General features: G+C 58.1%; 21 protein-coding genes, 2 tRNA genes and 2 rRNA genes. 8 read left to right on the forward strand and 17 right to left on the reverse strand.

The window, feature by feature from the left end:
* Nucleotides 1–121: 121 nt before the first annotated feature.
* The 13 genes from ACA044_RS09790 to msuE form a co-directional block, all read right to left on the reverse strand.
* Nucleotides 122–1,039 carry a metal ABC transporter substrate-binding protein gene (locus tag ACA044_RS09790; protein ID WP_497446174.1) on the reverse strand — a complete coding sequence of 306 codons (918 nt, stop codon included), beginning with the start codon at nucleotides 1,037–1,039 and terminating at the stop codon, nucleotides 122–124.
* Complete coding sequence (locus ACA044_RS09795) at nucleotides 1,040–1,939, reverse strand: metal ABC transporter permease (RefSeq protein WP_497446175.1); 900 nt, start codon at nucleotides 1,937–1,939, stop codon at nucleotides 1,040–1,042.
* Nucleotides 1,939–2,787, reverse strand: a complete 849-nt coding sequence (locus tag ACA044_RS09800; protein ID WP_497446176.1) for a metal ABC transporter ATP-binding protein — start codon at nucleotides 2,785–2,787, stop codon at nucleotides 1,939–1,941. The genes ACA044_RS09795 and ACA044_RS09800 overlap by 1 nt, the downstream gene beginning before the upstream one ends.
* Nucleotides 2,784–3,713, reverse strand: a complete 930-nt coding sequence (locus tag ACA044_RS09805) for a metal ABC transporter substrate-binding protein (protein ID WP_497446177.1) — start codon at nucleotides 3,711–3,713, stop codon at nucleotides 2,784–2,786. The genes ACA044_RS09800 and ACA044_RS09805 overlap by 4 nt, the downstream gene beginning before the upstream one ends.
* Before the next feature lie 35 nt (nucleotides 3,714–3,748).
* Nucleotides 3,749–4,324, reverse strand: coding sequence for a DUF6162 family protein (locus ACA044_RS09810; RefSeq protein WP_497447195.1), 576 nt, complete (start codon nucleotides 4,322–4,324; stop codon nucleotides 3,749–3,751).
* Nucleotides 4,325–4,332: 8 nt separating this feature from the next.
* Nucleotides 4,333–4,662 (reverse strand): hypothetical protein, encoded by a 330-nt coding sequence (locus ACA044_RS09815; protein WP_497446178.1) that lies wholly within the window; start codon nucleotides 4,660–4,662, stop codon nucleotides 4,333–4,335.
* Nucleotides 4,659–5,201: a PA2404 family protein gene (locus ACA044_RS09820; protein ID WP_497446179.1), complete on the reverse strand. Its 543-nt coding sequence runs from the start codon at nucleotides 5,199–5,201 to the stop codon at nucleotides 4,659–4,661. The genes ACA044_RS09815 and ACA044_RS09820 overlap by 4 nt, the downstream gene beginning before the upstream one ends.
* Entirely contained in the window at nucleotides 5,198–6,403 is a 1,206-nt protein-coding gene (locus ACA044_RS09825; RefSeq protein ID WP_497446180.1) for a PepSY-associated TM helix domain-containing protein, read from the reverse strand. The genes ACA044_RS09820 and ACA044_RS09825 overlap by 4 nt, the downstream gene beginning before the upstream one ends.
* A gap of 335 nt (nucleotides 6,404–6,738) precedes the next feature.
* Entirely contained in the window at nucleotides 6,739–7,197 is a 459-nt protein-coding gene (locus ACA044_RS09830) for a VOC family protein (RefSeq protein ID WP_497446181.1), read from the reverse strand.
* Nucleotides 7,198–7,534: 337 nt separating this feature from the next.
* Entirely contained in the window at nucleotides 7,535–8,638 is a 1,104-nt protein-coding gene (locus ACA044_RS09835; protein ID WP_497446182.1) for a sigma-54 interaction domain-containing protein, read from the reverse strand.
* Nucleotides 8,639–8,662: 24 nt separating this feature from the next.
* Entirely contained in the window at nucleotides 8,663–9,850 is a 1,188-nt protein-coding gene (locus tag ACA044_RS09840; RefSeq protein ID WP_497446183.1) for an acyl-CoA dehydrogenase family protein, read from the reverse strand.
* Nucleotides 9,851–10,057: 207 nt separating this feature from the next.
* A complete protein-coding gene (ssuD, locus tag ACA044_RS09845) occupies nucleotides 10,058–11,203 on the reverse strand; it encodes an FMNH2-dependent alkanesulfonate monooxygenase (protein WP_497446184.1) in 1,146 nt (381 codons plus the stop codon).
* A gap of 10 nt (nucleotides 11,204–11,213) precedes the next feature.
* Nucleotides 11,214–11,777, reverse strand: a complete 564-nt coding sequence (msuE, locus tag ACA044_RS09850) for an FMN reductase (protein WP_497446185.1) — start codon at nucleotides 11,775–11,777, stop codon at nucleotides 11,214–11,216.
* 399 nt (nucleotides 11,778–12,176) lie between these two features.
* On the opposite strand from msuE, the gene ACA044_RS09855 reads away from it, so the two are divergent.
* The 4 genes from ACA044_RS09855 (at nucleotide 12,177) to ACA044_RS09870 (ending at nucleotide 16,397) form a co-directional block, all read left to right on the forward strand.
* Complete coding sequence (locus tag ACA044_RS09855) at nucleotides 12,177–12,446, forward strand: hypothetical protein (protein ID WP_497446186.1); 270 nt, start codon at nucleotides 12,177–12,179, stop codon at nucleotides 12,444–12,446.
* Between the two features lie 100 nt (nucleotides 12,447–12,546).
* Nucleotides 12,547–13,161, forward strand: a complete 615-nt coding sequence (locus ACA044_RS09860; RefSeq protein ID WP_497446187.1) for a LysE family translocator — start codon at nucleotides 12,547–12,549, stop codon at nucleotides 13,159–13,161.
* A 204-nt stretch (nucleotides 13,162–13,365) separates the two neighbouring features.
* Nucleotides 13,366–14,532, forward strand: a complete 1,167-nt coding sequence (locus ACA044_RS09865) for a cysteine desulfurase family protein (protein WP_497446188.1) — start codon at nucleotides 13,366–13,368, stop codon at nucleotides 14,530–14,532.
* A 56-nt stretch (nucleotides 14,533–14,588) separates the two neighbouring features.
* A complete protein-coding gene (locus tag ACA044_RS09870; RefSeq protein ID WP_497446189.1) occupies nucleotides 14,589–16,397 on the forward strand; it encodes an aminopeptidase P family protein in 1,809 nt (602 codons plus the stop codon).
* Nucleotides 16,398–16,454: 57 nt separating this feature from the next.
* On the opposite strand, the gene ACA044_RS09875 is transcribed toward ACA044_RS09870, so the two are convergent.
* The 4 genes from ACA044_RS09875 to rhtA all read right to left on the reverse strand — a co-directional run bounded on the left by ACA044_RS09875 (nucleotide 16,455) and on the right by rhtA (nucleotide 19,261).
* Nucleotides 16,455–17,051 carry a 2-hydroxychromene-2-carboxylate isomerase gene (locus tag ACA044_RS09875; protein ID WP_497446190.1) on the reverse strand — a complete coding sequence of 199 codons (597 nt, stop codon included), beginning with the start codon at nucleotides 17,049–17,051 and terminating at the stop codon, nucleotides 16,455–16,457.
* Between the two features lie 32 nt (nucleotides 17,052–17,083).
* Entirely contained in the window at nucleotides 17,084–17,824 is a 741-nt protein-coding gene (locus ACA044_RS09880) for an SDR family oxidoreductase (protein WP_497446191.1), read from the reverse strand.
* A 98-nt stretch (nucleotides 17,825–17,922) separates the two neighbouring features.
* Nucleotides 17,923–18,204, reverse strand: coding sequence for a hypothetical protein (locus ACA044_RS09885; protein ID WP_497446192.1), 282 nt, complete (start codon nucleotides 18,202–18,204; stop codon nucleotides 17,923–17,925).
* Nucleotides 18,205–18,373: 169 nt separating this feature from the next.
* On the reverse strand, nucleotides 18,374–19,261 hold the full coding sequence (gene rhtA / locus ACA044_RS09890) for a threonine/homoserine exporter RhtA (protein ID WP_497446193.1): 888 nt from the start codon (nucleotides 19,259–19,261) through the stop codon (nucleotides 18,374–18,376).
* A 680-nt stretch (nucleotides 19,262–19,941) separates the two neighbouring features.
* On the opposite strand from rhtA, the gene ACA044_RS09895 reads away from it, so the two are divergent.
* From ACA044_RS09895 to ACA044_RS09910, 4 genes are all read left to right on the forward strand, one after another.
* Nucleotides 19,942–21,479, forward strand: a 16S ribosomal RNA gene (locus ACA044_RS09895).
* Nucleotides 21,480–21,561: 82 nt separating this feature from the next.
* Nucleotides 21,562–21,638, forward strand: a tRNA-Ile gene (locus ACA044_RS09900).
* A 30-nt stretch (nucleotides 21,639–21,668) separates the two neighbouring features.
* Nucleotides 21,669–21,744 (forward strand) — tRNA-Ala (locus ACA044_RS09905).
* A 236-nt stretch (nucleotides 21,745–21,980) separates the two neighbouring features.
* Nucleotides 21,981–24,872: ribosomal RNA gene (locus tag ACA044_RS09910) — 23S ribosomal RNA — on the forward strand.
* Together the 16S and 23S rRNA genes with 2 tRNA genes alongside form the textbook arrangement of a ribosomal RNA operon.
* Nucleotides 24,873–24,935: the final 63 nt, after the last annotated feature.

Raw genomic sequence — 24,935 nt, forward strand, 5'->3', positions numbered from 1 at the left:
ATTGCCTTCGCGGGCAAGCCTCGCTCCTACGGGTTTGGGGTGTTCACACATACCGTGATCGACACAAAACCTGTAGGAGCGAGGCTTGCCCGCGAAGAACGATAATGCGGTCCAGCTGACCTTACACTCCGCTCAACCCCTTGATCACCTGATCCACATTCCCTTCCAGTTCGGCCACCGGATCCGCTGCATCGACACTCAACACCACCAACCGACTGCCCGCCTCGGCAATCACCGCTTTCACCGCGTCCGGTGGCTGCCGATGATGCAATACCACCGCCACGTCATTGTCTTTGAGCGTTGCGCCCAATTGCGTCAGGGCTTCGGGTGTCCACTCGGCATCCGGCCGTGCATCGAGGCCGATCAGCTCCAGGTTGAGGCTGCCGATCAGGTAGCCGAAATGATCGCTCAGGCTCATCACACTCAGGTTGTCGGCACGGGCCAGCCGTGACTCGCTGTCGGCGCTGAGCTTGAGCAAACGCTGTTTGAGCGCTGCCAGGTTGGCATCGATCTTCGGTTTGGCCGCTGGCGCCAGGCGCACCAGATCGGCCGCCATGACATCCGCCATGCGGCCCATGTTGTTGCTGGCCAGCCAAGGCTGACTGTTCAAGCCGTCGACCTTACTGCCCGGTTGCACGGCGATGCCGGGCAGGGCGCCGTCCACCGGGCGCGCGGCGTCGACTTCGACGATGCGGATGTTGCTGCGCCGAGAGATCGGGTAGAGCGGATCGTCTGGCCACAGCGAGCGCAGGCCGATTACCGCGTCTGCATCGATCGCCAACTTATTGAGTTCTGGAGCGCCACGGCCGGTGAAATAAGCGGTCTGCCGACTGCCAGGCAGGTTGGCTGGCGCGGCTCGTTCAAGGTTGATGTCGGTGCCTTTGAGCAGAACTTCGCCCAAGCCATAAGTGATTGGCAAGGACGCCAGCACTCGTAACGGCTTGACGCTGTCAGCGGCGAGCAGTGGGGCGTTGACCAAGCCACTGAGGGGCAATGTGAAGGTCAATGCCAGGGTCAGTTGACGCAGAGAAAAAGACATTTATCCGAGATTCCCTTTCAGACTTGGGACGATGCCGCGAGCGATGGCGGCCAGGGCGAAGGCGATGCCGGCCACCAGAATGATCGCGGCGCCGGACGGGATGGGCAGGTCAAACACAATCGGTGCAAGGATTCCGCACAATGTGCTGACCGTGGCGATCAGTACCGAACACCAGAAGAAACCCTTCAGCGACTGGCTGAGCAAACGCGCGGCCGCCGCTGGAATCACCAATAGAGCGCCGACCAGAATCGCACCGATGACTTTCACCGCCGCCACGGTGATCAGGGTCACCAGGATCACGAACAGGTAATCCAGGGTCTTCACCGCCACACCGCGTACCGCTGCCAGTTGCGGGTTAAAACTGGCGAGCATGATGCGGTTGTACAGCGGCAAGGCCAGCGCCATCACCAGCGAACCGACGATGGCCAATACCAGCAGGTCGTTGCCGTTGACCGTCAGCACTGAACCGAACAGCACGTTCTCCAGAATGTGTACGTTGATCTTGCCCGCCAGGATCAGCAGCAGGCTGGCACCGAGCGCCAACGATACGGAGAGAAACACGCCGATCAACGTATCCGGCGCCAGACCCGTACGGTTGCGCAGGTAGTTCAGCAAAATCCCGAACAGCAGGCAGTAACCGAACAGGCTGCCATAAGGCCCGGTGTAAGGTTCACCGAGCAAAATACCGATAGCCACGCCAGTCAAAGCCGCGTGACCCACCGCTTCGGAGAAAAACGCGAAGCGCTTGACCACCACCAGCGTACCCAAACCGCCCAGCACCGGCCCGATCAGCAATCCGGCGAGCAGGGCATTGACCACAAATCCATAGGCCAGCGCTTCCGGCAGATAACCCGACGAGGCCCACCCCTGGACCGTCAAACGAAAGGTTTCGTAACTCATCAGGCAGCGCTCCGGGGATGGGTCGAGAACAGGGTCAGCAGTCGCTCCGGGGTCAATGCCTGTTTCGGCGTGGCATCGAACAGCACCCGGCGATTGAGCCCGGTGACCCGGTCCGCCAGACGCCCGACCGCTTCCAGATCGTGTTCGATCCACAGCACGGTGATGCCGCTCTGGCGCCAGTCGCCCAGCAACCGTTCGAACACTTGAATACCGGCCTCATCGAGGGCCGACATCGGTTCATCGAGCACCAGCAATTGCGGCGCAGGAATCAGCCCCTGGGCCAACAAAACGCGCTGGCGCTCACCGCCGGACAACGCGCCCATGCGCCGCTTGCGTTTGTCCTGCATGCCGACTCGTTCCAGCGCTTCGCCGATAGCCGCCGCGTAATGCTTGCTTAAACCGAGGAACGCCGGACGCCGCTGACACATGGCGGCCATGAAATCATCGACAGTCATCGGTAAGCCGCGATCGAACTCCAGCGCCTGGGGCACGTAGCCGATGGTTCCTGGCTCACCAGGCCATTGCAGGCTCAAGCGACCCTGATGCGGCATCTGCCCGAGCAGGGTCTTGATCAGCGAACTCTTGCCGCCACCATTGGGGCCGACCAGGGCATGCACGCTGCCGGGCTGGACCTGGAACGTCACGTTGTCGAGGATCGTCGTGCGGCCCAGCGTCAGGCTGACTTCGGCGAAATCCAGGGTCGGCCCCGAAACCTGTGGGAGCGAGCCTGCTCGCGAATGCGGTGTGTCATTTAATGATGATGTTGACTGACTGGACGCCTTCGCGAGCAGGCTCGCCCCCACAGGGGATTCGGGGGTGGTCGGGCTGATGGTTTCTTTAGCCGTCATGCGCCTGACTCCTGAATCGCGCGGACGACAGTGTTGAGGTTGCCGGTCATTTCTTTTTCGTACTTGTCGGCGGTATATTCGCCATAGGAAATGTGCGACAGCGGATACAGCTTCACGCCGGATTCACGCTGGATGGTCTCGACGTAGGTGGACGGGAAATCCATCTCCGAGAAGATCACTTTTACGTCCAGCTCCCGCAGTTGATCGATGGTCTTTTTCAGCTGGCTCGGGCTCGGTTCGATACCGTGGGCCGGTTCGACCACGGCGGTCACTTCAAGGCCGAACTCGCGCAGCAAATAGTCGTAGGCGGCATGGACCGTGGCCACGCGCAGCTCGGCGTTCGGCGCCTGGGTCAGTTTTGCCAGCGCGTCGGCTCGCATCTGCCGCAAGCGCTTGCCGTAGGCGCGGGCGTTCTGGGTGTAGGTTTTGGCGTTGCTCGGGTCAAGCTTGCCCAGTTCCCGGGCGATGTTGTTGACCTGGGCGATGGACGCGCTGATCGACAGGAACGTGTGCGGATTGACCACCTTGCCGGCTCCCCGGGCAGCGACGCCGGTGGCGGCCAGCAGGGGCACGTTTTCGTTGGCTTCGATCACCTTGATGTTCGGGGTTTCGCTGGCGGCGATCATGCGGTCGGCGAAGTCGTCATGACCCACGCCGTTGAGCACGATCACGTCCAGCCCGCCGATGCGCTTGATGTCTTCGGCCCGTGGCTCGTAGGCATGGGGGTTGAAACCGGCCGGAATCAGCGGCACCACCTCGGCTTTGTCGCCGACGATGTTGGCCACGTAGCTGTAATAAGGGTGCAGGGTGATGCCGATGCGCAGACGCTTGGCTTCGTCGGCACTGGCCAGGGGTGTCAGCAAACAGGCAAGCAGGCCGACCAGCAGCAGGCGAACAAGGGGACGACGTTGAGATGAGCTAGGCATGGGGAAGCGGTCTTCTCTCGGGTGAAGGCGGTGGTTCAATGCCGATGCTGGCGGGTAACGCCGGCATCGAATTGCGCGACGATCTGCTGCCAGCCGGTGCTTTCGAGCGCAGCGTCAGCGAGATCGTTCGGGGCGGTGAGGGCGTTGCCTCGGTTGAGCCAGATGTCCGGTGCGGCGTCGTCTTCAGCGCTCAGGCGCATCAGAAACGAACCGGCCACGGTCGGGGTCTGGCTCTGGCCGAAGTAAGCCTTGGCGTCCAGCAACTGCCAGGCATGACCGCCGCGGCTGACAGAACTGGCGTCCTGAGCAAACGGCGCAAAACCTTCATCGGCGAGACTTGCGGGCGTCGGCAACGCTTGTTGTTCCAGACGCAGCAGACGAATTTCGTCCAGTGTGACCCGCAGATCGGCGTAGATGCCTTGCTCGGATGCGCTCAGGTCGCGACGGGCATCCAGTTGGTGGTTGCCAACGCTGCTCACCTCCTGAGCCTCGCCGCGCCAGGCAACTACTGAGCCGGCTACCGCCAAAATCATCAGGCACAACAGCAATACATAGAGGGTTTCATGGCCGGCACCGGCCGGGCGAACCACTTGGGTGGTTGGCGTGATCATGCTCATGTTCAGGGCGCCTCGATGTCGGCTTGGTCGATCTCGACGACGTGGCCGGGACCGGCGTCGAACAGCACGTAGAACTCGGCGCCGGGCTTCTTGAACGTCAGAGTCGAATCGGCGCCGAGCTTGCCCGGCACCAGAATGGTTTCGTCGTAGCCGATCACGTCCAGGGTCACTCCCGGCGCGCCGCTGCCATCGGAGAAACCGCCGGTGCATTGGATTTGTTCGGCGTCGATGGCCTTGCATTCGCACATCGGGTTGTGGGCCAGGGCACTGGTGCTGAAGCCGGCGCAGAGCACCAGTAAAACGGCATGCAAAGGGCGAAAAGCCTTGGTCATGGTTTGCCTCCTTGTTTGTTCAGCCACGCGAGGGTGGCCGGGGATGCCTGGCTCAGGGGGATGGACGCTTGATGCATGCTGCCGTCCCAGCCTTCCATGGTGATCCACAGCTCGGCGTCGGTTTTGGTCTTTTCGGGGACCGGCACCCCGGCGCCCATGCGGTACGGTGTGCCGAAGAAAATCACCCCGGCGGCGCGCAGGCTGCGTGGTTTGCCGATGCGCAGGTACGTCGCCTTGACCTGATCGCGACAGCTGTCGCAGAGCGCCGCGTTGAAGTACTTGATGGGGCCGGCCGGGCCGTCGGATACCGGGGCCTGGTTGCGATATTCGGCCAGACGCAGGCTCCAGGGGCCGACCTGAACTTCACCGATTTCTCGCTCACCCAGGCCGGTGTCGCCGCGTATCAGTGCTGCGTCGGCGAAATATTTGGGCATGAATCCCAGTGGCACCAGCAACAGCAGCACGTTGATGTGGAAGCGCCATGTGTGCCAGAAACGGCTTAGCGGCGAGCGCGATTTTTCTGCTGCGACCTGGTTCATCGGCTGACCTCCGTGGCTTCGCGGCCCATGGCCGGCTGACTGGCCACCGCAGTCCGTGGACGCTTGTTGCTGCGCTTGAGGGCATTGGCCGTGGCCAGGGCGGTGCGTTTTGTCCAGATCAACAGGCCGCTGAGGACCATCATGCTCAGGATCAAGCCGAAGAAAAACCAGATCAACTTGATCCAGATGCCGCCGAAATCGCCGGTGTGCAACGGACGCATGGATTCGGTCACCCACTCCAGACCCGACCGGTCCGACAGCAGGCGCGTGGTGGCAATGTCACCGGTATACGGGTTGACTTCGGCGCTCTGGTAGATCAACGGGTACCCGCTGCGTCCGCTCACCGAAAGGTGGCTATAGGCATTGGCGGGCAGGCTGACAGAGCTGTCTTCCAGACCGGGAATGCGCTCCTTGGCCTCGCGGATCGCGCTTTCCAGACTGATCATCGGCGCCGGTGCACCATCGACGGTGAGCGGCACGCTTTCCCGCGCAACGACGGGCGCGACAGGTGCGGTGGAAATCGAAATGTGGTTATCGAACAGGATCGCTTCAATCATGAACCAGGTGCTGGTGACGGAAATCACCGCAATGAACCAGATCGACCAGATGCCACTGAGCCGGTGAAAGTCGCCCCAGAAAATCCGCGCGCCATGACGAATGCGCAGGGTCGGCCGCAAGAAGCCTTTCCAGAACCGTTTGTAGACCACAAGCCCCGTCACCAGCGAAGCCAGCATCGGCAGCCCGAGGAACGACACCAGATACCAGCCCCAGCTGTAGCCGTTAGTGAACGGCACCAGCCACCAGCCATGCAGTGCGCGAGTAAAGGCCTTGAAGTTGAATTGTGGAGCAGTGCCCTGGATCACCCCGCTGTAGGGGTTCACGTAGACCGTTACCGAGCGTCCGTCCGGGTAACTGACTTCTACGTCCAGAGCGAAATGCGACTCGTCGGGGCGGCTGATGCGCTCGACCAGCGTTTGGGGTTCGGCCTTTTTGATGGCGGCGATGATCTGGTCATAGCTGAGCAGCGGCGCGTCGTCCGAAGGCGGGCTGGCGCGCATTTGCGGGTTGGCCAGCCAGACGATTTCCTGACTGACCACCGCCAGCGTACCGGTCACACAGACGATCAGTACAAAGAACCAGATGGGCAGCGCCAGCCAGCTATGGACCAGAAACCAGAGTTTTGAGCGGGATTTCTTCGACATGATTAAAGGTCTTGTTTCGATGAGAGGGCCGCTGCTGTGGGCTTCCCAGCGTTGCGGTCCTTGAAAAGTCCGGCCGTGGCTTTTGCCTACGCGACCGACTGCATCTAAATAAGACGTATGAGCATCGAAAATCCCGAAAGGGGATATGAAAGTAAATGTTTCTCGCTTCTGCCTTGGGTGGGAGTGGTCCTGACAGTCAACATTGATGTTGAATGTCCGGGCCTCTTCGCGATCAAGCCCACACATTGGATCGGTGTTGAACACACATTATGTGCGCGCAGCCGATCAACTGTGCGGGCTTGCTCGCGAAGAGGCCCGGACATCCACTGAAAAACTCAACCCTGCTTAAACATCTCCTTGGCCCGCTGTTCGATCTGTTCCTGAGTCAGGTCCTCCTTGCGCGTGGCCAGAAACCACAGATGCCCATAGGGATCCTTCAAGGTCCCCGAGCGGTCGCCGTAAAACTGATCCTTGACCTCGGACACCACCGTGGCACCGGCATCGACTGCCTGTTTATAGGACTTGTCCACATCGTTCACATACAGATGCAGCCCCACGGACGGCGACTTGTCCGGGTTGCTCAATGGGCCCTGGTCGCACGGCGTTCCGAGCATGATCGGACAGTCGCCGATACGCAGTTCAGCATGGCCGATGCCACCATCAGGCATGGCCAGGCGCATGACTTCGGTGGCGCCAAAGGCTTTCTTGTAGAAGTCGATGGCTTCGGCAGCTTTCTGAATGCCCAGGTAAGGGGTGATGCTGTGATAACCCTCTGGAATAGGTTTGACGCTCATGACGGTTCTCCTTTTTGTTGTGGGTTAAGGTGTTCCTTCGCCGATTTCCGATCGAATAACTATAGGTCAGCCCCTTTGCCACAACCGAGTGCCCGACGAGCAGTAGCGCCACTATTCAGCTATCAATCGTGATGCAGTAGATGGCTTCTAAATCCTCATCGACTGACAGGACGCCTTCGCGAGCAAGCCCGCACACATTTGATCGGCGTCGAATGCACATTTTGTAACCAATGGAGATCCCCTGTGGGAGCGGGCTTGCGAAAACCGTCACCTTCGGATCATCCAGGTGCTGCATAACCTGGCGCTTAGCCACGACCACGCGCTGCACGCTGATCGGCTAGATCGACAACTGCATCAAACGCTCGCCCTGCAGGTTCTCCGTCGGCCGACGTTTATTCACCGCCAGTTCGCCGATCTTGATCAGCCGGGTGCGTGTCACATTGCGGCTCAGTCCCAGCAGGGCAGCGGTGTGCACCTGGTTGTAGTGGCTAAAGCGGTAGGCCGCTCGCAACAACGCATCTTCGACTTTCTCGTGCAGCGCACCGGCCTGTTCCTCGAAGAGCTTTTGAAAGGCCCGATCGAGCAAGGCTTCCGGTGAGTCGTCAACGCTGGCGTGGTGCTCGTCCTGACGTTCGATGCGCATGTTCGACAGGCGCAAGTCATCGCGCTCGATCACTCCGTTGCGGCAGATCAGCAGGGTGTGGTGAATGACGTTTTCCAGTTCGCGGATGTTGCCCGGCCAGCTGTAACTGCGCAGTTTGTGTTCGGCCTCTTTACTGATGGTGATGCTGCCGTAGCCCAGGCGGTGGCTGTAGGCTTCGATGAAATGCCGAGTCAGCGGCAGGATGTCGCCGGGGCGCTCGCGCAACGGGCTCAGTTCCAGGCTGACCACGTCAAGACGGTAATACAGGTCCTCGCGAAAATGCCCGGCGTTGATGGCTTTTTCCAGCTGCACGTTGGTCGCCGCCAGCACTCGCACATCGATGGGAATGCTCTTGCGCGATCCCAGTCGCACCACTTCGCGTTCCTGTAACACCCGCAGCAACTTCACTTGAATCGCCATCGGCAGATCGCCGATTTCGTCGAGGAACAAAGTGCCGCCATCGGCCTCTTCGAACCAGCCGGCCTTGGCGCTCAATGCCCCGGTGAAGGCGCCTTTCTCATGACCGAACAGCTCCGCCTCCACCAGCGATTCGGAGAATGCGCCGCAGTTCACCGCCACGAATGGCCGGTTGCGGCGGGCGCTGAGGTTGTGGATATGCCGCGCCACCAGCTCCTTGCCGGTGCCGGTTTCGCCGATGATCAGCACGCTGGCTTCACTCGGCGCGACCTGCTGCAAGTGCGCGAGCAGGGCCTGGGACTTCGGGTCTTCGAACACCTGCGCCGTGGCGCGGATCGAGGTGGCCAGCGCGGGCGAGGGCGGTAAGGTCAGTAGTTGCATGGGGCAGGCTCCATGAGTTGAAAGCTATGAATAGAAGGTCGGGATCGGCAGGGACTGGTTCAGCGCCCATTCACCCAGTTCATGGAGTTTGTAATCCACCGGGTCGTGCAGGGTTTGCGTGCGCAGGTTGCGCCAGTGACGGTCCAGTCGCAGTGAGGCGTGAGTCGAGCGGGCGCCGGTCACTTCGAACAAGCGGCTGCACAGCTCCAGGCCATTGCGCGTGGCGGCGACCTTGGCGGTGGCGATCGCTGTGGCGAGGTGTCCGCGTTCCTCGGCGCTCAGGTTCGGACCCTTGGCCCAGGCCTTGTCGAGCAACTCGGCGGCTCGTTCCACCAGTAATCGAACACCCCCCAGCGCCACCCAGAATTCGCCGTAATGGCCGAGCACGTAAGGATCCTGACGCACATCCTGAACGCTGGATTTGTGCCACGGACGGGTTTCGGTGAGGGTGTATTGCCGCGCTTCCTCAAAGGCACCTTCGGCAATGCCGAGGAACATATGGGTGAACGTGAGCTGGGCGATCAATGGGCGCAGGCAGGCGAACGGCGTGCTCAGCGGGCCAGGGTCGAGCAGCAACTCCGACTCTTCGACCCGCACCCGTTCGAACGTGGCGCTGCCGCTGTCGGTCTGACGCTGGCCCATGTTGTTCCAGTCGTTATGCAGAGTGATGCCGCTGCGCCCGCTGGGAATCGCGGCAATCAACAGCTTGCCGCCGGCACTTTCATCGACGGCCGAGGCGATCAGCATTTCCGAGTCGCTGGCACCGGAACAGAAGCTTTTCTTGCCGGAAAACTCGCGCCAGCCTCCGAGGTCTTTCACTACGGTGCGGGTGTCCAGCGGGTTGAGGGCGTTGCCCCAGAACCAGTTCTTGCGCGCCGTCTGTTCAAACCACGGCTGCCACTGCTCGGGCCGGGCGAACAGGCGCACGGTGGCGAGCATCAGGTGATGAAAGCCGAAGACATGTGCGATGGAACTGTCGACCTTGGCGAACTCGCGCACGATGGTCAGGGTTTCGCTCCAGCTGGCGCCGAGGCCGCCGTACTGGGTGGGAATGCTTAAAGCGAGCAGGCCACTATGGCGCAAGGCATCACGCTCGGCTTTCGGCGTACCGCCGCGTTCATCGCGTTCGACAGCGGTCAGGGCAAACTCGGCGGCCAACTGGCGGGCGGTCTGCGAGGGGGACAACAGGGCGCTTAGCGGCTTGGCAGTCACGCGGGGTTCCTCATGGAAGTCGGCGCAATCCCTTGTGGAAAGAGCTTTTGTGGCGAGGGAGCTTGCTCCCGCTCGGCTGCGAAGCAGTCGTAAACCGGCTGATGCGGTCTATCAGTACACCGCATTGGCCTGTTCAGGGACTGCTTCGCAGTCCAGCGGGAGCAAGCTCCCTCGCCACAAGTTTTCGGGTCCACAGGAGAGCGGTTTTCAGGCCGTGGCTTTGGCAGGCAACACATCATTGGCAATCATTTCGCCAAACGGCCCGGTGAGGTTGGTGACGCCACGTCCGGCCAGGCTGGCATACGGCTCGGGCAGCAGCGGGAACACCAGTTCGGCAAAGCGATAAGCCTCTTCAAGATGCGGGTAGCCGGAGAAGATGAAGCTTTCGATCCCCAGGTCCGCGTACTCCTTGATTCGCGCCGCCACTTGCTGCGGATCGCCCACCAGCGCCGTCCCGGCACCGCCGCGCACCAGACCGACGCCGGCCCAGAGGTTGGGGGAAATTTCCAGGTTGTCGCGACGGCCGTCATGCAGCGCGGCCATGCGTCGCTGGCCTTCGGAGTCGAAGCGCGAAAACGACTTCTGCGCCGCCGCAATGGTTTCGTCGCCGATGTGCTCGATGAGTTTGTCGGCGGCTTTCCAGGCCTCTTCGGCGGTTTCGCGGACGATCACGTGCAAGCGAATCCCGAACTTCACCGTGCGACCGTTTCGCGCGGCACGCTGACGAACATCGGCCAGTTTTTCTGCCACGGCGGCGGGCGGTTCGCCCCACGTCAGGTAGACGTCGACCTGCTCGGCAGCCAGGTCATGAGCGGCATCGGACGAACCACCGAAATACAGCGGCGGATAAGGTTTCTGCACCGGTGGATACAGTGCCTTGGCGTTCTGCACCCGTAGGTGTTTGCCTTCGAAATCCACCGCTTCGCCTTGCAGCACGCGACGCCAGATCTTCAGGAATTCGTCGGTGACTTCGTAGCGTTCGCTGTGATCGAGAAAGCTGCCGTCGCCCCGGTTTTCATCCGGGTCGCCGCCGGTCACCACATTGATCAGCAAGCGGCCGTTGGACAGGCGATCCAGCGTCGCGGCCATCCGCGCCGAAACCGTCGGTGAAATAATCCCCGGACGAATCGCCACCAGATACCGCAGGCGCTCGGTCAGCGGTACCAGGGCCGAGGCGATCACCCACGAGTCCTCGCAGGAACGTCCGGTAGGAATCAGCACACCGTGGTAGCCGAGACTGTCGGCGGCCTGAGCGACTTGTTTCAGGTAGTTGAGCGTCACCGGACGCGCGCCCTGAGTAGTGCCCAGGTAATGGCCGTCGCCGTGGGTCGGCAGAAACCAGAAAACATCCATGAAGAGATCCTTAAGCGATTTTCAGCAGATTTTTGGGGTGCACGCCGAACAACGGGGCCGCACGTTCTGCAGCAAGACGAATGCGGGCCTTCAAGGGCTCACTGGTTATTTGGTAATTGGAAAAATCGGCTTCAGTGGCGTACACACCAATCGGCAAGGTCAGGGCCTGAAAGAAACTGAACAGTGGCCTCAACTGATGATCGAGCACCAGCGCATGACGTTCGCTGCCCCCGGTGGCGGCCAACAGCACCGGGGTGTCGATCAGCGCGTTGAGGTCGATCAGGTCGAACAGGTGCTTGAGCAGGCCCGGGTAGGAACCGCGATAAACCGGCGCGGCGACGATCAGCAGGTCGGCGCTTTCGATCGCTTGCAGCTCGGCTTCGATATCGGCGCTCAGTTCCTGGCGCGACAGTGCGGCGCCCAGTGGTCGGGCGATGTCGCCCAGTTCGATCAGCTTGCTCTCGATCGGCAACTGCTCGGCCAGTTCGGCCAGCAGTGCCTGAGTCAGCACCAAGGTGCGAGACGGACGCCAGGTACCGCCGGAAAGGGCAACGACTTTCAATGAACGCGACATGATCAGTTCCTTTTTAAACAGTTGCTCAGCGAGCAGTGAGTAGTCACCAGCGTTGAGCAAGAGCTGTACCAATCCTTCAGAGCGCCGGTTTACGTGGCTTTCAGCGCGGTTGTTGGCAGGCGCTGTTCGATTTGACGGGCTGTTTGTTGATTGACTGTTGCTGAGAAAACAGTTGCATCAGCAACAGTGCGTGAAGCGATGGAGTTGTTATAAATGCTCGCTGTTATTCCGTAAAAGACCATAAATTAATATTTATAGATCATTGGGAGATATGAGGCCGGCAATCAGAGCGGCGTTTACCAAAGTCGATAGCGACTATCGAGAGTGTTGATTTCTACCCTTCGAGCGGCACGGGTAGCCTGTGTTCATTGCCCCGAACCCGATGTCAGGACACCCAAAATGAAACCTCTACTGGCCACATTCTTGCTGCTCGCCGTTTCCGTTCTCGCCGGATGTGCCAGCCACGTTTCACCGGAACTGCGGCCCTACACCGCTGAAGAAACTCGAGAGCTGGCGCTGGAGGCCTTGAATCGTCGCGGCTTGTCCTTCGACGAGTACCACGCGAAGAAAGCCGAATTGCTCGGTCAGCCGCCAAAATCGTTCAATTTCGACAAACAAGGCGAGATGAATGCCGGACGCGCAGTACAGCTGCATGGTCGTCCAAGTTGAGAACGACTGTACTGCTCGAACTTTCACGCAACTGTCCGTGGGTTTCTCTCAAGGCGTGCGATAGGGTCAACACCTGACTGACCCTGATGGACTGCCACCGATGACACTCTCGCTCGACTTGCTGCTGGGCTTTGCCCTGTTTGCCCTTGTCACCTCGATCACCCCCGGTCCGAACAACACCATGTTGCTGGCTTCGGGCGTGAATTTCGGCTTTCACCGCACCATTCCCCACATGCTGGGCATCACCTGCGGCTTCTTCGTCCTGGTGGTCGCCGTCGGGTTCGGCCTGGGCGCGGTATTTCAATCCTATCCAATGCTTTACACCGTGTTGCGCTATGTCGGCGCGGCGTATTTGCTGTACCTGGCGTGGAAGATTGCTCATTCCGGGCCGGTAGCCGACGGCGAACAGGGCGAGGGCAAGCCGATCAGTTATTTGGGCGCTGCAGCGTTTCAATGGGTCAATCCCAAGGCCTGGATCATGGCCATCGGTGCCATCAGCACCTACACGCCGATGCAGGGTTATTTCACCAATGTGATTGTGATTGCCGCAGTCTTTGCTCTGATCAACCTCCCGAGCGTCAGTGTGTGGGCCGGTTGCGGCACGCTGTTGCGTAATTTGCTGCGCGATCGCCGTTGGTTACGGCTGTTCAACTGGGGCATGGCCTTATTGTTGGTGGCTTCGCTGTATCCGTTATTGCTCGAAAGTTTTAGCTGACGCATTGCTTCAACCGGTTGCCCGATGCCTGTTAAGCTCGACTTCAGGAGCGTTCCTACGCACTTTTAAATGAAGTTGTTCTTCTTTAACGGCCTCCGATCAGGTATTTCTAACGTTCTGAACTATCGGCGCAGCTCACGAGGTTGCGCTTTGATATTTCGGTGACGAGCCTCCTGATCCCGGAACACGCTCTGCGAGTCTTTTATGAATAAACGTCCGTTGTATTTCGACTACGCCGCCACCACGCCGGTGGATGAGCGGGTCATCAAGGTCATGGTCGAGTGTCTGGGTTTCACGGGTAACTTCGGCAATCCAGCATCCAGCTCCCACTCTTTTGGCCAACAGGCCCGGCAATCGGTCGAGCAGGCACGGCGCCAGGTCGCCGAATTGGTGGGCGCCCGGGCGGAGCAGATCGTCTGGACCTCCGGTGCCACCGAATCCAACAACCTTGCCCTCAAAGGTGTGGCCCAGGCCCGCGGTGTGTCCGGCGGCCACATCATCACCAGCCAGATCGAACACAAAGCGATTCTCGACACTGCAAAACAATTGCAGGACGCGGGCGTTGCCGTGACGTATCTGGTGCCGGATGCCGAAGGCCTGATTACCCCGCAAGCGGTCAGCGAGGCGATGCGCGAGGACACCTTCCTGGTGTCGCTGATGCTGGTCAACAACGAACTGGGCACCGTCAACGACATTCCTGCCATCGGCCAGGTGGTGCGTGATCGCGATGCGTTGTTCCACGTCGATGCGGCTCAGGGCGCAGGCAAAGTGGCGATCGACCTGGCCTGGTGGCCGGTGGATTTGATGTCGTTCTCGGCGCACAAGGTCTACGGCCCCAAAGGCATCGGCGCGCTGTATGTCGGTCCTCGCGCCCAGCAGCGTTTGCAGGCGCAGATCCACGGCGGTGGTCACGAGGGCGGGTTGCGTTCCGGCACTCTGGCGACTCACCAGATCGCGGCCATGGGTGTGGCTTTCGCGTTGGCGGCTGCCTCGTTCGATGAAGAAAAAGCCACCATCGTGCGTCTGCGTGAACGCTTGCTTGAGCCACTGCTGAGTATTCCAGGCGTTCGCCTCAATGGCAGTCCGACCCAGCGCATTCCTCACACCTTGAGCCTGACCTTCAACGAAGGCGAGTTCAATGTCACGGCGTTGAGCACCTCGATCGCGTTTTCCGCGACCTCGGCCTGTAACTCCGCCAGCAATGCTCCATCCCACGTGTTGCTGGCCCTGGGGCGTGACGCGCGCTCGGCCCGTCGCACCATTCGCTTGAGCCTGGGACGTTTCACCACCGAGCAGGATATCGACCAGGCGGTACACCTGATTAAAGCAGCAGTCGCCAGTGCTCCGGCATTCTGGGCGACAGGCCCATAAGCGCTGACTTTGATCGGCACTAAACAATAATGATGAAGTGGTTAGCAGGAGATACGATGAGTACGCAGCCTTCGATCAATGGATTGGTGCCCCAGCGCTTGGCGCAAACCCGCGAACTGATGAGCCGGGAGGGCATTCATGCTCTGTTGGTGCCGTCGGCCGACCCGCACTTGTCGGAATACCTGCCGGGCTATTGGCAGGGGCGGCAGTGGCTGTCGGGTTTTCATGGCTCGGTGGGCACGCTGATCGTCACGCCGGATTTTGCCGGCGTCTGGGCCGACAGCCGCTATTGGGAACAAGCGAGCAAGGAACTCAAGGGCAGCGGCATCGAACTGGTCAAGCTGCAACCAGGTCAACCTGGCCCGCTCGATTGGTTGGCCGAACAAACTCCTGAGGGTGGTGTCGTCGCAGTCGATGGCGCGGTGATGGCCGTGGCCTCGGCGCGCACCCTGAGCAGCAAACTCGAAGAACGCGGCGCACGGCTGCGTACCGACATCGATTTGTTGAGCGACGTCTGGAGTGATCGTCCGGGTTTGCCGAATGAGCCGATTTATCAACACTTGCCGCCTCAGGCGACCGTCAGCCGTGGGGAAAAACTTGCCCAGCTGCGTGGCGTATTGAAAGAGCGCGGTGCCGACTGGCATTTTATTGCCACCCTCGACGACATCGCCTGGCTGTTCAACCTGCGCGGCGGCGATGTGTCGTTCAATCCGGTGTTTGTCTCTTTCGCCTTGATCAGCCAACAGCAGGCCACTCTGTTTGTGGCCTTGAGTAAAGTCAGCGCCGAACTGCGCGCGACCCTCGAACAGGACGGTGTCACCCTGCGCGATTACAGCGAAGTGGCCGACGCCTTGCACGCCGTACCGAGCGGCGCGAGCCTGCAGGTCGATCCGGCGCGGGTCACCGCGGGTCTGCTGGATAATCTGAACAGCGGCGTGAAACTACTCGAAGGTCTGAACCCGACCACCCTGGCCAAGTCGCAGAAAAGCCTGGCCGATGCCGAACACATTCGTCGAGCCATGGAGCAGGATGGCGCGGCGCTGTGCGAATTCTTCGCCTGGCTGGAAGCCGCATGGGGGCGTGAACGTATCACTGAACTGACCATCGACGAACACCTGACCGCGGCTCGCACCCGACGTCCGGATTATGTGTCGCTGAGCTTCAACACCATTGCCGCGTTCAACGCCAATGGCGCCATGCCGCACTACCACGCCACCGAAGAAGAGCACGCGGTAATCGAGGGGAACGGGCTGTTGCTGATCGACTCTGGCGGCCAATACCTGGGCGGTACCACCGACATCACCCGAATGGTGCCGGTGGGGGTGCCGACTGATGAGCAGAAGCGCGATTGCACCCGAGTGCTCAAAGGCGTGATTGCACTCTCCCGCGCACAATTCCCACGAGGCATTCTGTCGCCGTTGCTGGACTCCATTGCCCGCGCGCCGATCTGGGCCGAAAGCGTCGACTACGGTCACGGCACCGGTCACGGCGTCGGCTACTTCCTCAACGTTCATGAGGGCCCGCAAGTCATCGCCTATCAGGCCGCGGCGGCACCGCAAACCGCGATGCAGCCGGGCATGATCACGTCCATCGAACCAGGCACTTACCGTCCGGGGCGCTGGGGGGTGCGGATCGAGAACCTGGTGTTGAACCGCGAAGCGGGCAAGAGCGAATTCGGTGAATTCCTGAAATTCGAAACCCTGACCCTGTGCCCGATCGACACCCGTTGCCTGGAACCGTCACTGCTGACCGAAGACGAAAAACAGTGGTTCAACGCCTATCACGCCGAGGTACGTGAACGCTTAAGCCCGTTGCTCGATGGCGCGGCCCTTGAGTGGTTGAACACTCGAACCGCGGCTATTTGAGCGGCTCGAGCCAGGCGCTGTTTCCCGCGCCTGGTTCATGCAATCGACAGGCGCCAGCTATTGCGCACGCAGGGCTTCAAGGACGAAGTCCAACCGATCCTGACCGAAGAGCAGCTGATTTTCGACAAACATGCTCGGTGCACCGAATACGCCACGTTGCACCGCTTCCTCGGTGTTTTCCTTGAGGGTGGCTTTGACGGCTTCATCGGTGGTCAGCGCCAGCACCTCGTTCGGATCGAAACCATTTTGCGTCAGCACGGCGGCAACGGTCGCTGGATCATCGAGGCTGCATCCTTCAACCCACAGGGCGTGAAACAGGCAATCGATAAACGCTTGAAAGCGTTCGGGATGGCGCAGTTGCATACCCGTGACAGCGCGCATCAGCATCAGGGTATTGATGGGGAAGTGCGGGTTGAACTTCAGCGGTACTCCATAGCGTTTGGCAAAGCGGTCCAGGTCCTGAAACATGTAGTGTCCCTTGGCCGGCACGGTGATGGGGGAAGCATTGCCGGTAGCTTTGAAGACACCGCCCAACAGCATCGGTCTGTAGATCAGCTGACTATTGGTTTGCTCGCAGATTTTCGGCAGTTGGGTATAAGCCAGGTAGGTGGCGGGGCTGCCGAGGTCGAAAAAGAACTCCACGGTTTTGCTCATGGTCGATGTGCTCTTCTTATTGTTGCGGGGGCTTACCAGCGTTCGTTCCAGGGGCGCAGGTCCAGCTCGAAGGTCCAGGCGTCCCGTGGCTGGCTGTGCAGGTACCAATAGTTTTCGGCGATATGCTCGGGATTGAGGATGCCGTCCTGATCCTTGGTCGCGTATTTTTCCGGAAAGTTGTCGCGGATAAAGTCTGTATCGATGGCGCCATCAACTACGACGTGGGCGACATGGATGTTCATTGGTCCCAGTTCGCGGGCCATGCTTTGCGCCAGGGCGCGAATCCCGTGCTTGGCACCGGCGAAGGCTGCGAAACCTGCGGCCCCGCGCAAGCCAGCAGTGGCGCCGGTGAACAGGATCGTGCCCCGTTGGCGGGTGACCATGCGCCTGGCCACTTCACGAGCGTTGAGAAACCCTGAGAAACAGGCCATTTCCCAAATCTTGAAATACTTGCGGGCGGTTTCTTCGAGAATACTGCACGGCACATTGGCGCCGATATTGAAGACGAACGCTTCGATGGGACCGATTTCGGTTTCGATCTGCTCGATGAGCGCTATCACTTCCTCGTCCTTGCGCGCATCGCAGGCAAAACCATGGGCCTCGCCGCCACTCGCCTCAATAGCGTCTACCAATGACTGAAGTTTGTCTGCCCTGCGACGCGTGACGCAAGCAACGAACCCTTCCTGAGCAAAACGTTTGGCGATGGCGCCGCCGGTGGCATCGCCGGCGCCGACGACCAATACGACTTTCTTGTTATGGATAGCGGTGGTCATGGATATCGCCCTTTGCTGAACGGTCAGTGACTGACGAACGTTAGCAGCAACCTGGCAAAGCGCCTATCGGGCTACGCAAACCCGATAGAAGGGGAAGGTTACTTGCAGATGACGATCATGCTGCGGCTGGTATAGCCGGCCGGGTTGAGGCCGAACGGATAATCACCGGGTTCTTCCACGGCATCCCCTGACTTGGCGATCACCTTGTACCCCTTGGGTAAGCACGAATTGGCGGCGCTGGTGTAGCACTTGTCCCAGGAGGAGGACAGCCCCGAACAGTTGATATGCAGCCCTTTCTTGCCGTGTTTCATCTGGGGCTTCGAGGTCGCTGCGCAACCCGCAACTGCAAGTACGGCGATCAGTATCAAAACTCGTTTCATTGCTGTCCTTATAGAGGCCCCGGATCTTGTGCCTGGGTCTGCCTGCATTCGCTTTTGCTTGAAGCGCTCTGATATCCCTATCTGAAAAAATCCATGTCTGACACAGAGTTATATGGTCTAAACATGGCCTAATTGAGCGGCAAATACCAGACCTTCGTCAAATCTCGTTTCAATCCGCTGCGACCACTGGCTTGGCGGTACTCCCCATGGTCATGGTCGCGCCGACGGAAGCCAGAATGATGCACAGGATAGCCATCCACTGTGACAGGGAAAGGTATTCCTGGAGGAACAACAGGCCGGACAACGCGCCGAACGCAGGTTCGATGCTCATCAATGTGCCGAAGGTCCGGGCTGGAATCCGTGTGAGGGCGACCATCTCCAGGGTATAGGGCAGGGCGGTGGACAGAATGGCGACTCCGATGGCGACGGGAATCAACGAGGGCGTCAGTAACGCTGCGCCAGCGTGAACAATGCCGATGGGGGCTACGAACAGTGCGGCAATCATCACGCCCAACGCGGCGGTCTGCACCCCATTATCAGCACCGGCCTTCTGACCGAACAGAATGTACAACGCCCAACAGACACCAGCACCAAGGGCATAACCTGCGCCAACCAGATCGATGCCTGCGCTCGTGGCGCCTGTCGGAATCAACAACAGTAAGCCTGTGGCTGCCAAAGCGATCCACAGAAAGTCGATCGCTCGACGTGAGGCATAAATAGCAACCGCCAATGGTCCTGTGAACTCCAGGGCTACCGCGATACCCAAAGGGACAGTGCGCAAGGACATATAGAAGAGGAAGTTCATGCCGCCCAACGCCATTCCGTAGACGATAACGGTGCGCAGCGATTTTGCGGTGAGCTTCGCTCGCCATGGTCGTAATAGAAGCAGCATGATCACGCTGGCGAAGATCAATCGCAGGGTGGTCGTTCCTTGCGCGCCGATAACCGGGAACATACTTTTGGCCAGGGAGGCGCCGGACTGGATCGATGCCATGGCTATCAAGAGCAGGCCAACCGAGAACAGGATCGAGGCAAGGTTGCGGGGGTGGTCATTCATTACGTGGCATCGTCCGAAGTAGAAGCGAGAGTATAATTTTATGTGTTGGGCAATATACTGCGCATTCGTTACGGGCGCGTCTATATATAAGCAGGGTTTTTGAGCATCCTGATAGAAAAGCGTAATTAGGGGTTGACGGCAGATTCTGGAAGTCTATAATTCGCCCCACTTCCGGCGCAGTCGAAACGGAAAACTCCTTGGTAAACAAAGAGTTACGCAGTTTTCGACAGCGGTTACGCTTCAGTTCATCGAAGCCAGAAGGAGTTGAAAGGGCGGTGTTGTTTGGCTCTTTTAACGGTTCGATCTTCTCGGTCGAAAGCGGAGAAAAAGAGGTGTTGACAGCAGCGAGTAACGCTGTAGAATTCGCCTCCCGCTAACGAGAGATCGGAAGCGCAAGTGGTTGAAGTTGTTAAGGATTTCCAAGCGAAACTTTGAAAACTTCTGAAAATAACCGCTTGACAGTAACAGGGGCTGCTGTAGAATGCGCGCCTCGGTTGAGACGAAAGATCTTAACCAACCGCTCTTTAACAATTGAATCAAGCAATTCGTGTGGGTGCTTGTGGAGTCAGACTGATAGTCAACAAGATTATCAGCATCACAAGTTACTCCGCGAGAAATCAAAGATGTAACCAACGATTGCTGAGCCAAGTTTAGGGTTTTCTCAAAACCCAAAGATGTTTGAACTGAAGAGTTTGATCATGGCTCAGATTGAACGCTGGCGGCAGGCCTAACACATGCAAGTCGAGCGGCAGCACGGGTACTTGTACCTGGTGGCGAGCGGCGGACGGGTGAGTAATGTTAGGAATCTGCCTGGTAGTGGGGGATAACGCTCGGAAACGGACGCTAATACCGCATACGTCCTACGGGAGAAAGCAGGGGACCTTCGGGCCTTGCGCTATCAGATGAGCCTAGGTCGGATTAGCTAGTTGGTGAGGTAATGGCTCACCAAGGCGACGATCCGTAACTGGTCTGAGAGGATGATCAGTCACACTGGAACTGAGACACGGTCCAGACTCCTACGGGAGGCAGCAGTGGGGAATATTGGACAATGGGCGAAAGCCTGATCCAGCCATGCCGCGTGTGTGAAGAAGGTCTTCGGATTGTAAAGCACTTTAAGTTGGGAGGAAGGGCAGTTACCTAATACGTAATTGTTTTGACGTTACCGACAGAATAAGCACCGGCTAACTCTGTGCCAGCAGCCGCGGTAATACAGAGGGTGCAAGCGTTAATCGGAATTACTGGGCGTAAAGCGCGCGTAGGTGGTTCGTTAAGTTGGATGTGAAATCCCCGGGCTCAACCTGGGAACTGCATTCAAAACTGTCGAGCTAGAGTATGGTAGAGGGTGGTGGAATTTCCTGTGTAGCGGTGAAATGCGTAGATATAGGAAGGAACACCAGTGGCGAAGGCGACCACCTGGACTGATACTGACACTGAGGTGCGAAAGCGTGGGGAGCAAACAGGATTAGATACCCTGGTAGTCCACGCCGTAAACGATGTCAACTAGCCGTTGGGAGCCTTGAGCTCTTAGTGGCGCAGCTAACGCATTAAGTTGACCGCCTGGGGAGTACGGCCGCAAGGTTAAAACTCAAATGAATTGACGGGGGCCCGCACAAGCGGTGGAGCATGTGGTTTAATTCGAAGCAACGCGAAGAACCTTACCAGGCCTTGACATCCAATGAACTTTCCAGAGATGGATTGGTGCCTTCGGGAACATTGAGACAGGTGCTGCATGGCTGTCGTCAGCTCGTGTCGTGAGATGTTGGGTTAAGTCCCGTAACGAGCGCAACCCTTGTCCTTAGTTACCAGCACGTAATGGTGGGCACTCTAAGGAGACTGCCGGTGACAAACCGGAGGAAGGTGGGGATGACGTCAAGTCATCATGGCCCTTACGGCCTGGGCTACACACGTGCTACAATGGTCGGTACAGAGGGTTGCCAAGCCGCGAGGTGGAGCTAATCCCATAAAACCGATCGTAGTCCGGATCGCAGTCTGCAACTCGACTGCGTGAAGTCGGAATCGCTAGTAATCGCGAATCAGAATGTCGCGGTGAATACGTTCCCGGGCCTTGTACACACCGCCCGTCACACCATGGGAGTGGGTTGCACCAGAAGTAGCTAGTCTAACCTTCGGGAGGACGGTTACCACGGTGTGATTCATGACTGGGGTGAAGTCGTAACAAGGTAGCCGTAGGGGAACCTGCGGCTGGATCACCTCCTTAATCGACGACATCAGCTGCTCCATAAGTTCCCACACGAATTGCTTGATTCATTGAAGAAGACGATAAGAAGCAGCCCGAAATTGGGTCTGTAGCTCAGTTGGTTAGAGCGCACCCCTGATAAGGGTGAGGTCGGCAGTTCGAATCTGCCCAGACCCACCAATTTTGTGTGGGAAACGCCTGTAGAAATACGGGGCCATAGCTCAGCTGGGAGAGCGCCTGCCTTGCACGCAGGAGGTCAACGGTTCGATCCCGTTTGGCTCCACCACTAACTGCTTCTGTTGTTGAAAGCTTAGAAATGAGCATTCCATTGTGATGATGGTGAATGTTGATTTCTAGTCTTTTGCTAGATCGTTCTTTAAAAATTTGGGTATGTGATAGAAAGATAGACTGAACGCCACTTTCACTGGTGGTGGATCAGGCTAAGGTAAAATTTGTGAGTTTAATCGCGAATTTTCGGCGAATGTCGTCTTCACAGTATAACCAGATTGCTTGGGGTTATATGGTCAAGTGAAGAAGCGCATACGGTGGATGCCTTGGCAGTCAGAGGCGATGAAAGACGTGGTAGCCTGCGAAAAGCTTCGGGGAGTCGGCAAACAGACTTTGATCCGGAGATGTCTGAATGGGGGAACCCACCTAACATAAGTTAGGTATCTTAAGCTGAATACATAGGCTTAAGAAGCGAACCAGGGGAACTGAAACATCTAAGTACCCTGAGGAAAAGAAATCAACCGAGATTCCCTTAGTAGTGGCGAGCGAACGGGGACTAGCCCTTAAGTGGCTTTGAGATTAGCGGAACGCTCTGGAAAGTGCGGCCATAGTGGGTGATAGCCCTGTACGCGAAAATCTCTTGGTCATGAAATCGAGTAGGACGGAGCACGAGAAACTTTGTCTGAATATGGGGGGACCATCCTCCAAGGCTAAATACTACTGACTGACCGATAGTGAACTAGTACCGTGAGGGAAAGGCGAAAAGAACCCCGGAGAGGGGAGTGAAATAGATCCTGAAACCGTATGCGTACAAGCAGTGGGAGCCCACTTTGTTGGGTGACTGCGTACCTTTTGTATAATGGGTCAGCGACTTATTTTCAGTGGCGAGCTTAACCGAATAGGGGAGGCGTAGCGAAAGCGAGTCTTAATAGGGCGTCTAGTCGCTGGGAATAGACCCGAAACCGGGCGATCTATCCATGGGCAGGTTGAAGGTTGGGTAACACTAACTGGAGGACCGAACCGACTACCGTTGAAAAGTTAGCGGATGACCTGTGGATCGGAGTGAAAGGCTAATCAAGCTCGGAGATAGCTGGTTCTCCTCGAAAGCTATTTAGGTAGCGCCTCATGTATCACTGTAGGGGGTAGAGCACTGTTTCGGCTAGGGGGTCATCCCGACTTACCAAACCGATGCAAACTCCGAATACCTACAAGTGCCGAGCATGGGAGACACACGGCGGGTGCTAACGTCCGTCGTGAAAAGGGAAACAACCCAGACCGTCAGCTAAGGTCCCAAAGTTATGGTTAAGTGGGAAACGATGTGGGAAGGCTTAGACAGCTAGGAGGTTGGCTTAGAAGCAGCCACCCTTTAAAGAAAGCGTAATAGCTCACTAGTCGAGTCGGCCTGCGCGGAAGATGTAACGGGGCTCAAACCATACACCGAAGCTACGGGTATCACTTAGGTGATGCGGTAGAGGAGCGTTCTGTAAGCCTGTGAAGGTGAGTTGAGAAGCTTGCTGGAGGTATCAGAAGTGCGAATGCTGACATGAGTAACGACAATGGGTGTGAAAAACACCCACGCCGAAAGACCAAGGTTTCCTGCGCAACGTTAATCGACGCAGGGTTAGTCGGTCCCTAAGGCGAGGCTGAAAAGCGTAGTCGATGGAAAACAGGTTAATATTCCTGTACTTCTGGTTATTGCGATGGAGGGACGGAGAAGGCTAGGCCAGCTTGGCGTTGGTTGTCCAAGTTTAAGGTGGTAGGCTGGAATCTTAGGTAAATCCGGGATTTCAAGGCCGAGAGCTGATGACGAGTGTTCTTTTAGAACACGAAGTGGTTGATGCCATGCTTCCAAGAAAAGCTTCTAAGCTTCAGGTAACCAGGAACCGTACCCCAAACCGACACAGGTGGTTGGGTAGAGAATACCAAGGCGCTTGAGAGAACTCGGGTGAAGGAACTAGGCAAAATGGCACCGTAACTTCGGGAGAAGGTGCGCCGGTGAGGGTGAAGGACTTGCTCCGTAAGCTCATGCCGGTCGAAGATACCAGGCCGCTGCGACTGTTTATTAAAAACACAGCACTCTGCAAACACGAAAGTGGACGTATAGGGTGTGACGCCTGCCCGGTGCCGGAAGGTTAATTGATGGGGTTAGCTAACGCGAAGCTCTTGATCGAAGCCCCGGTAAACGGCGGCCGTAACTATAACGGTCCTAAGGTAGCGAAATTCCTTGTCGGGTAAGTTCCGACCTGCACGAATGGCGTAACGATGGCGGCGCTGTCTCCACCCGAGACTCAGTGAAATTGAAATCGCTGTGAAGATGCAGTGTATCCGCGGCTAGACGGAAAGACCCCGTGAACCTTTACTATAGCTTTGCACTGGACTTTGAATTTGCTTGTGTAGGATAGGTGGGAGGCTTTGAAGCGTGGACGCCAGTTCGCGTGGAGCCAACCTTGAAATACCACCCTGGCAACTTTGAGGTTCTAACTCAGGTCCGTTATCCGGATCGAGGACAGTGTATGGTGGGTAGTTTGACTGGGGCGGTCTCCTCCTAAAGAGTAACGGAGGAGTACGAAGGTGCGCTCAGACCGGTCGGAAATCGGTCGTAGAGTATAAAGGCAAAAGCGCGCTTGACTGCGAGACAGACACGTCGAGCAGGTACGAAAGTAGGTCTTAGTGATCCGGTGGTTCTGTATGGAAGGGCCATCGCTCAACGGATAAAAGGTACTCCGGGGATAACAGGCTGATACCGCCCAAGAGTTCATATCGACGGCGGTGTTTGGCACCTCGATGTCGGCTCATCACATCCTGGGGCTGAAGCCGGTCCCAAGGGTATGGCTGTTCGCCATTTAAAGTGGTACGCGAGCTGGGTTTAGAACGTCGTGAGACAGTTCGGTCCCTATCTGCCGTGGACGTTTGAGATTTGAGAGGGGCTGCTCCTAGTACGAGAGGACCGGAGTGGACGAACCTCTGGTGTTCCGGTTGTCACGCCAGTGGCATTGCCGGGTAGCTATGTTCGGAATAGATAACCGCTGAAAGCATCTAAGCGGGAAACTAGCCTCAAGATGAGATCTCACTGGGACCTTGAGTCCCCTGAAGGGCCGTCGAAGACTACGACGTTGATAGGTTGGGTGTGTAAGCGCTGTGAGGCGTTGAGCTAACCAATACTAATTGCCCGTGAGGCTTGACCATATAACACCCAAGCAATTTGTTGGCCCGAACGGGCACCAGATTGCGGTGTGTGAAGACGAAACG

This window comes from Pseudomonas sp. LBUM1673, assembly GCF_059695645.1.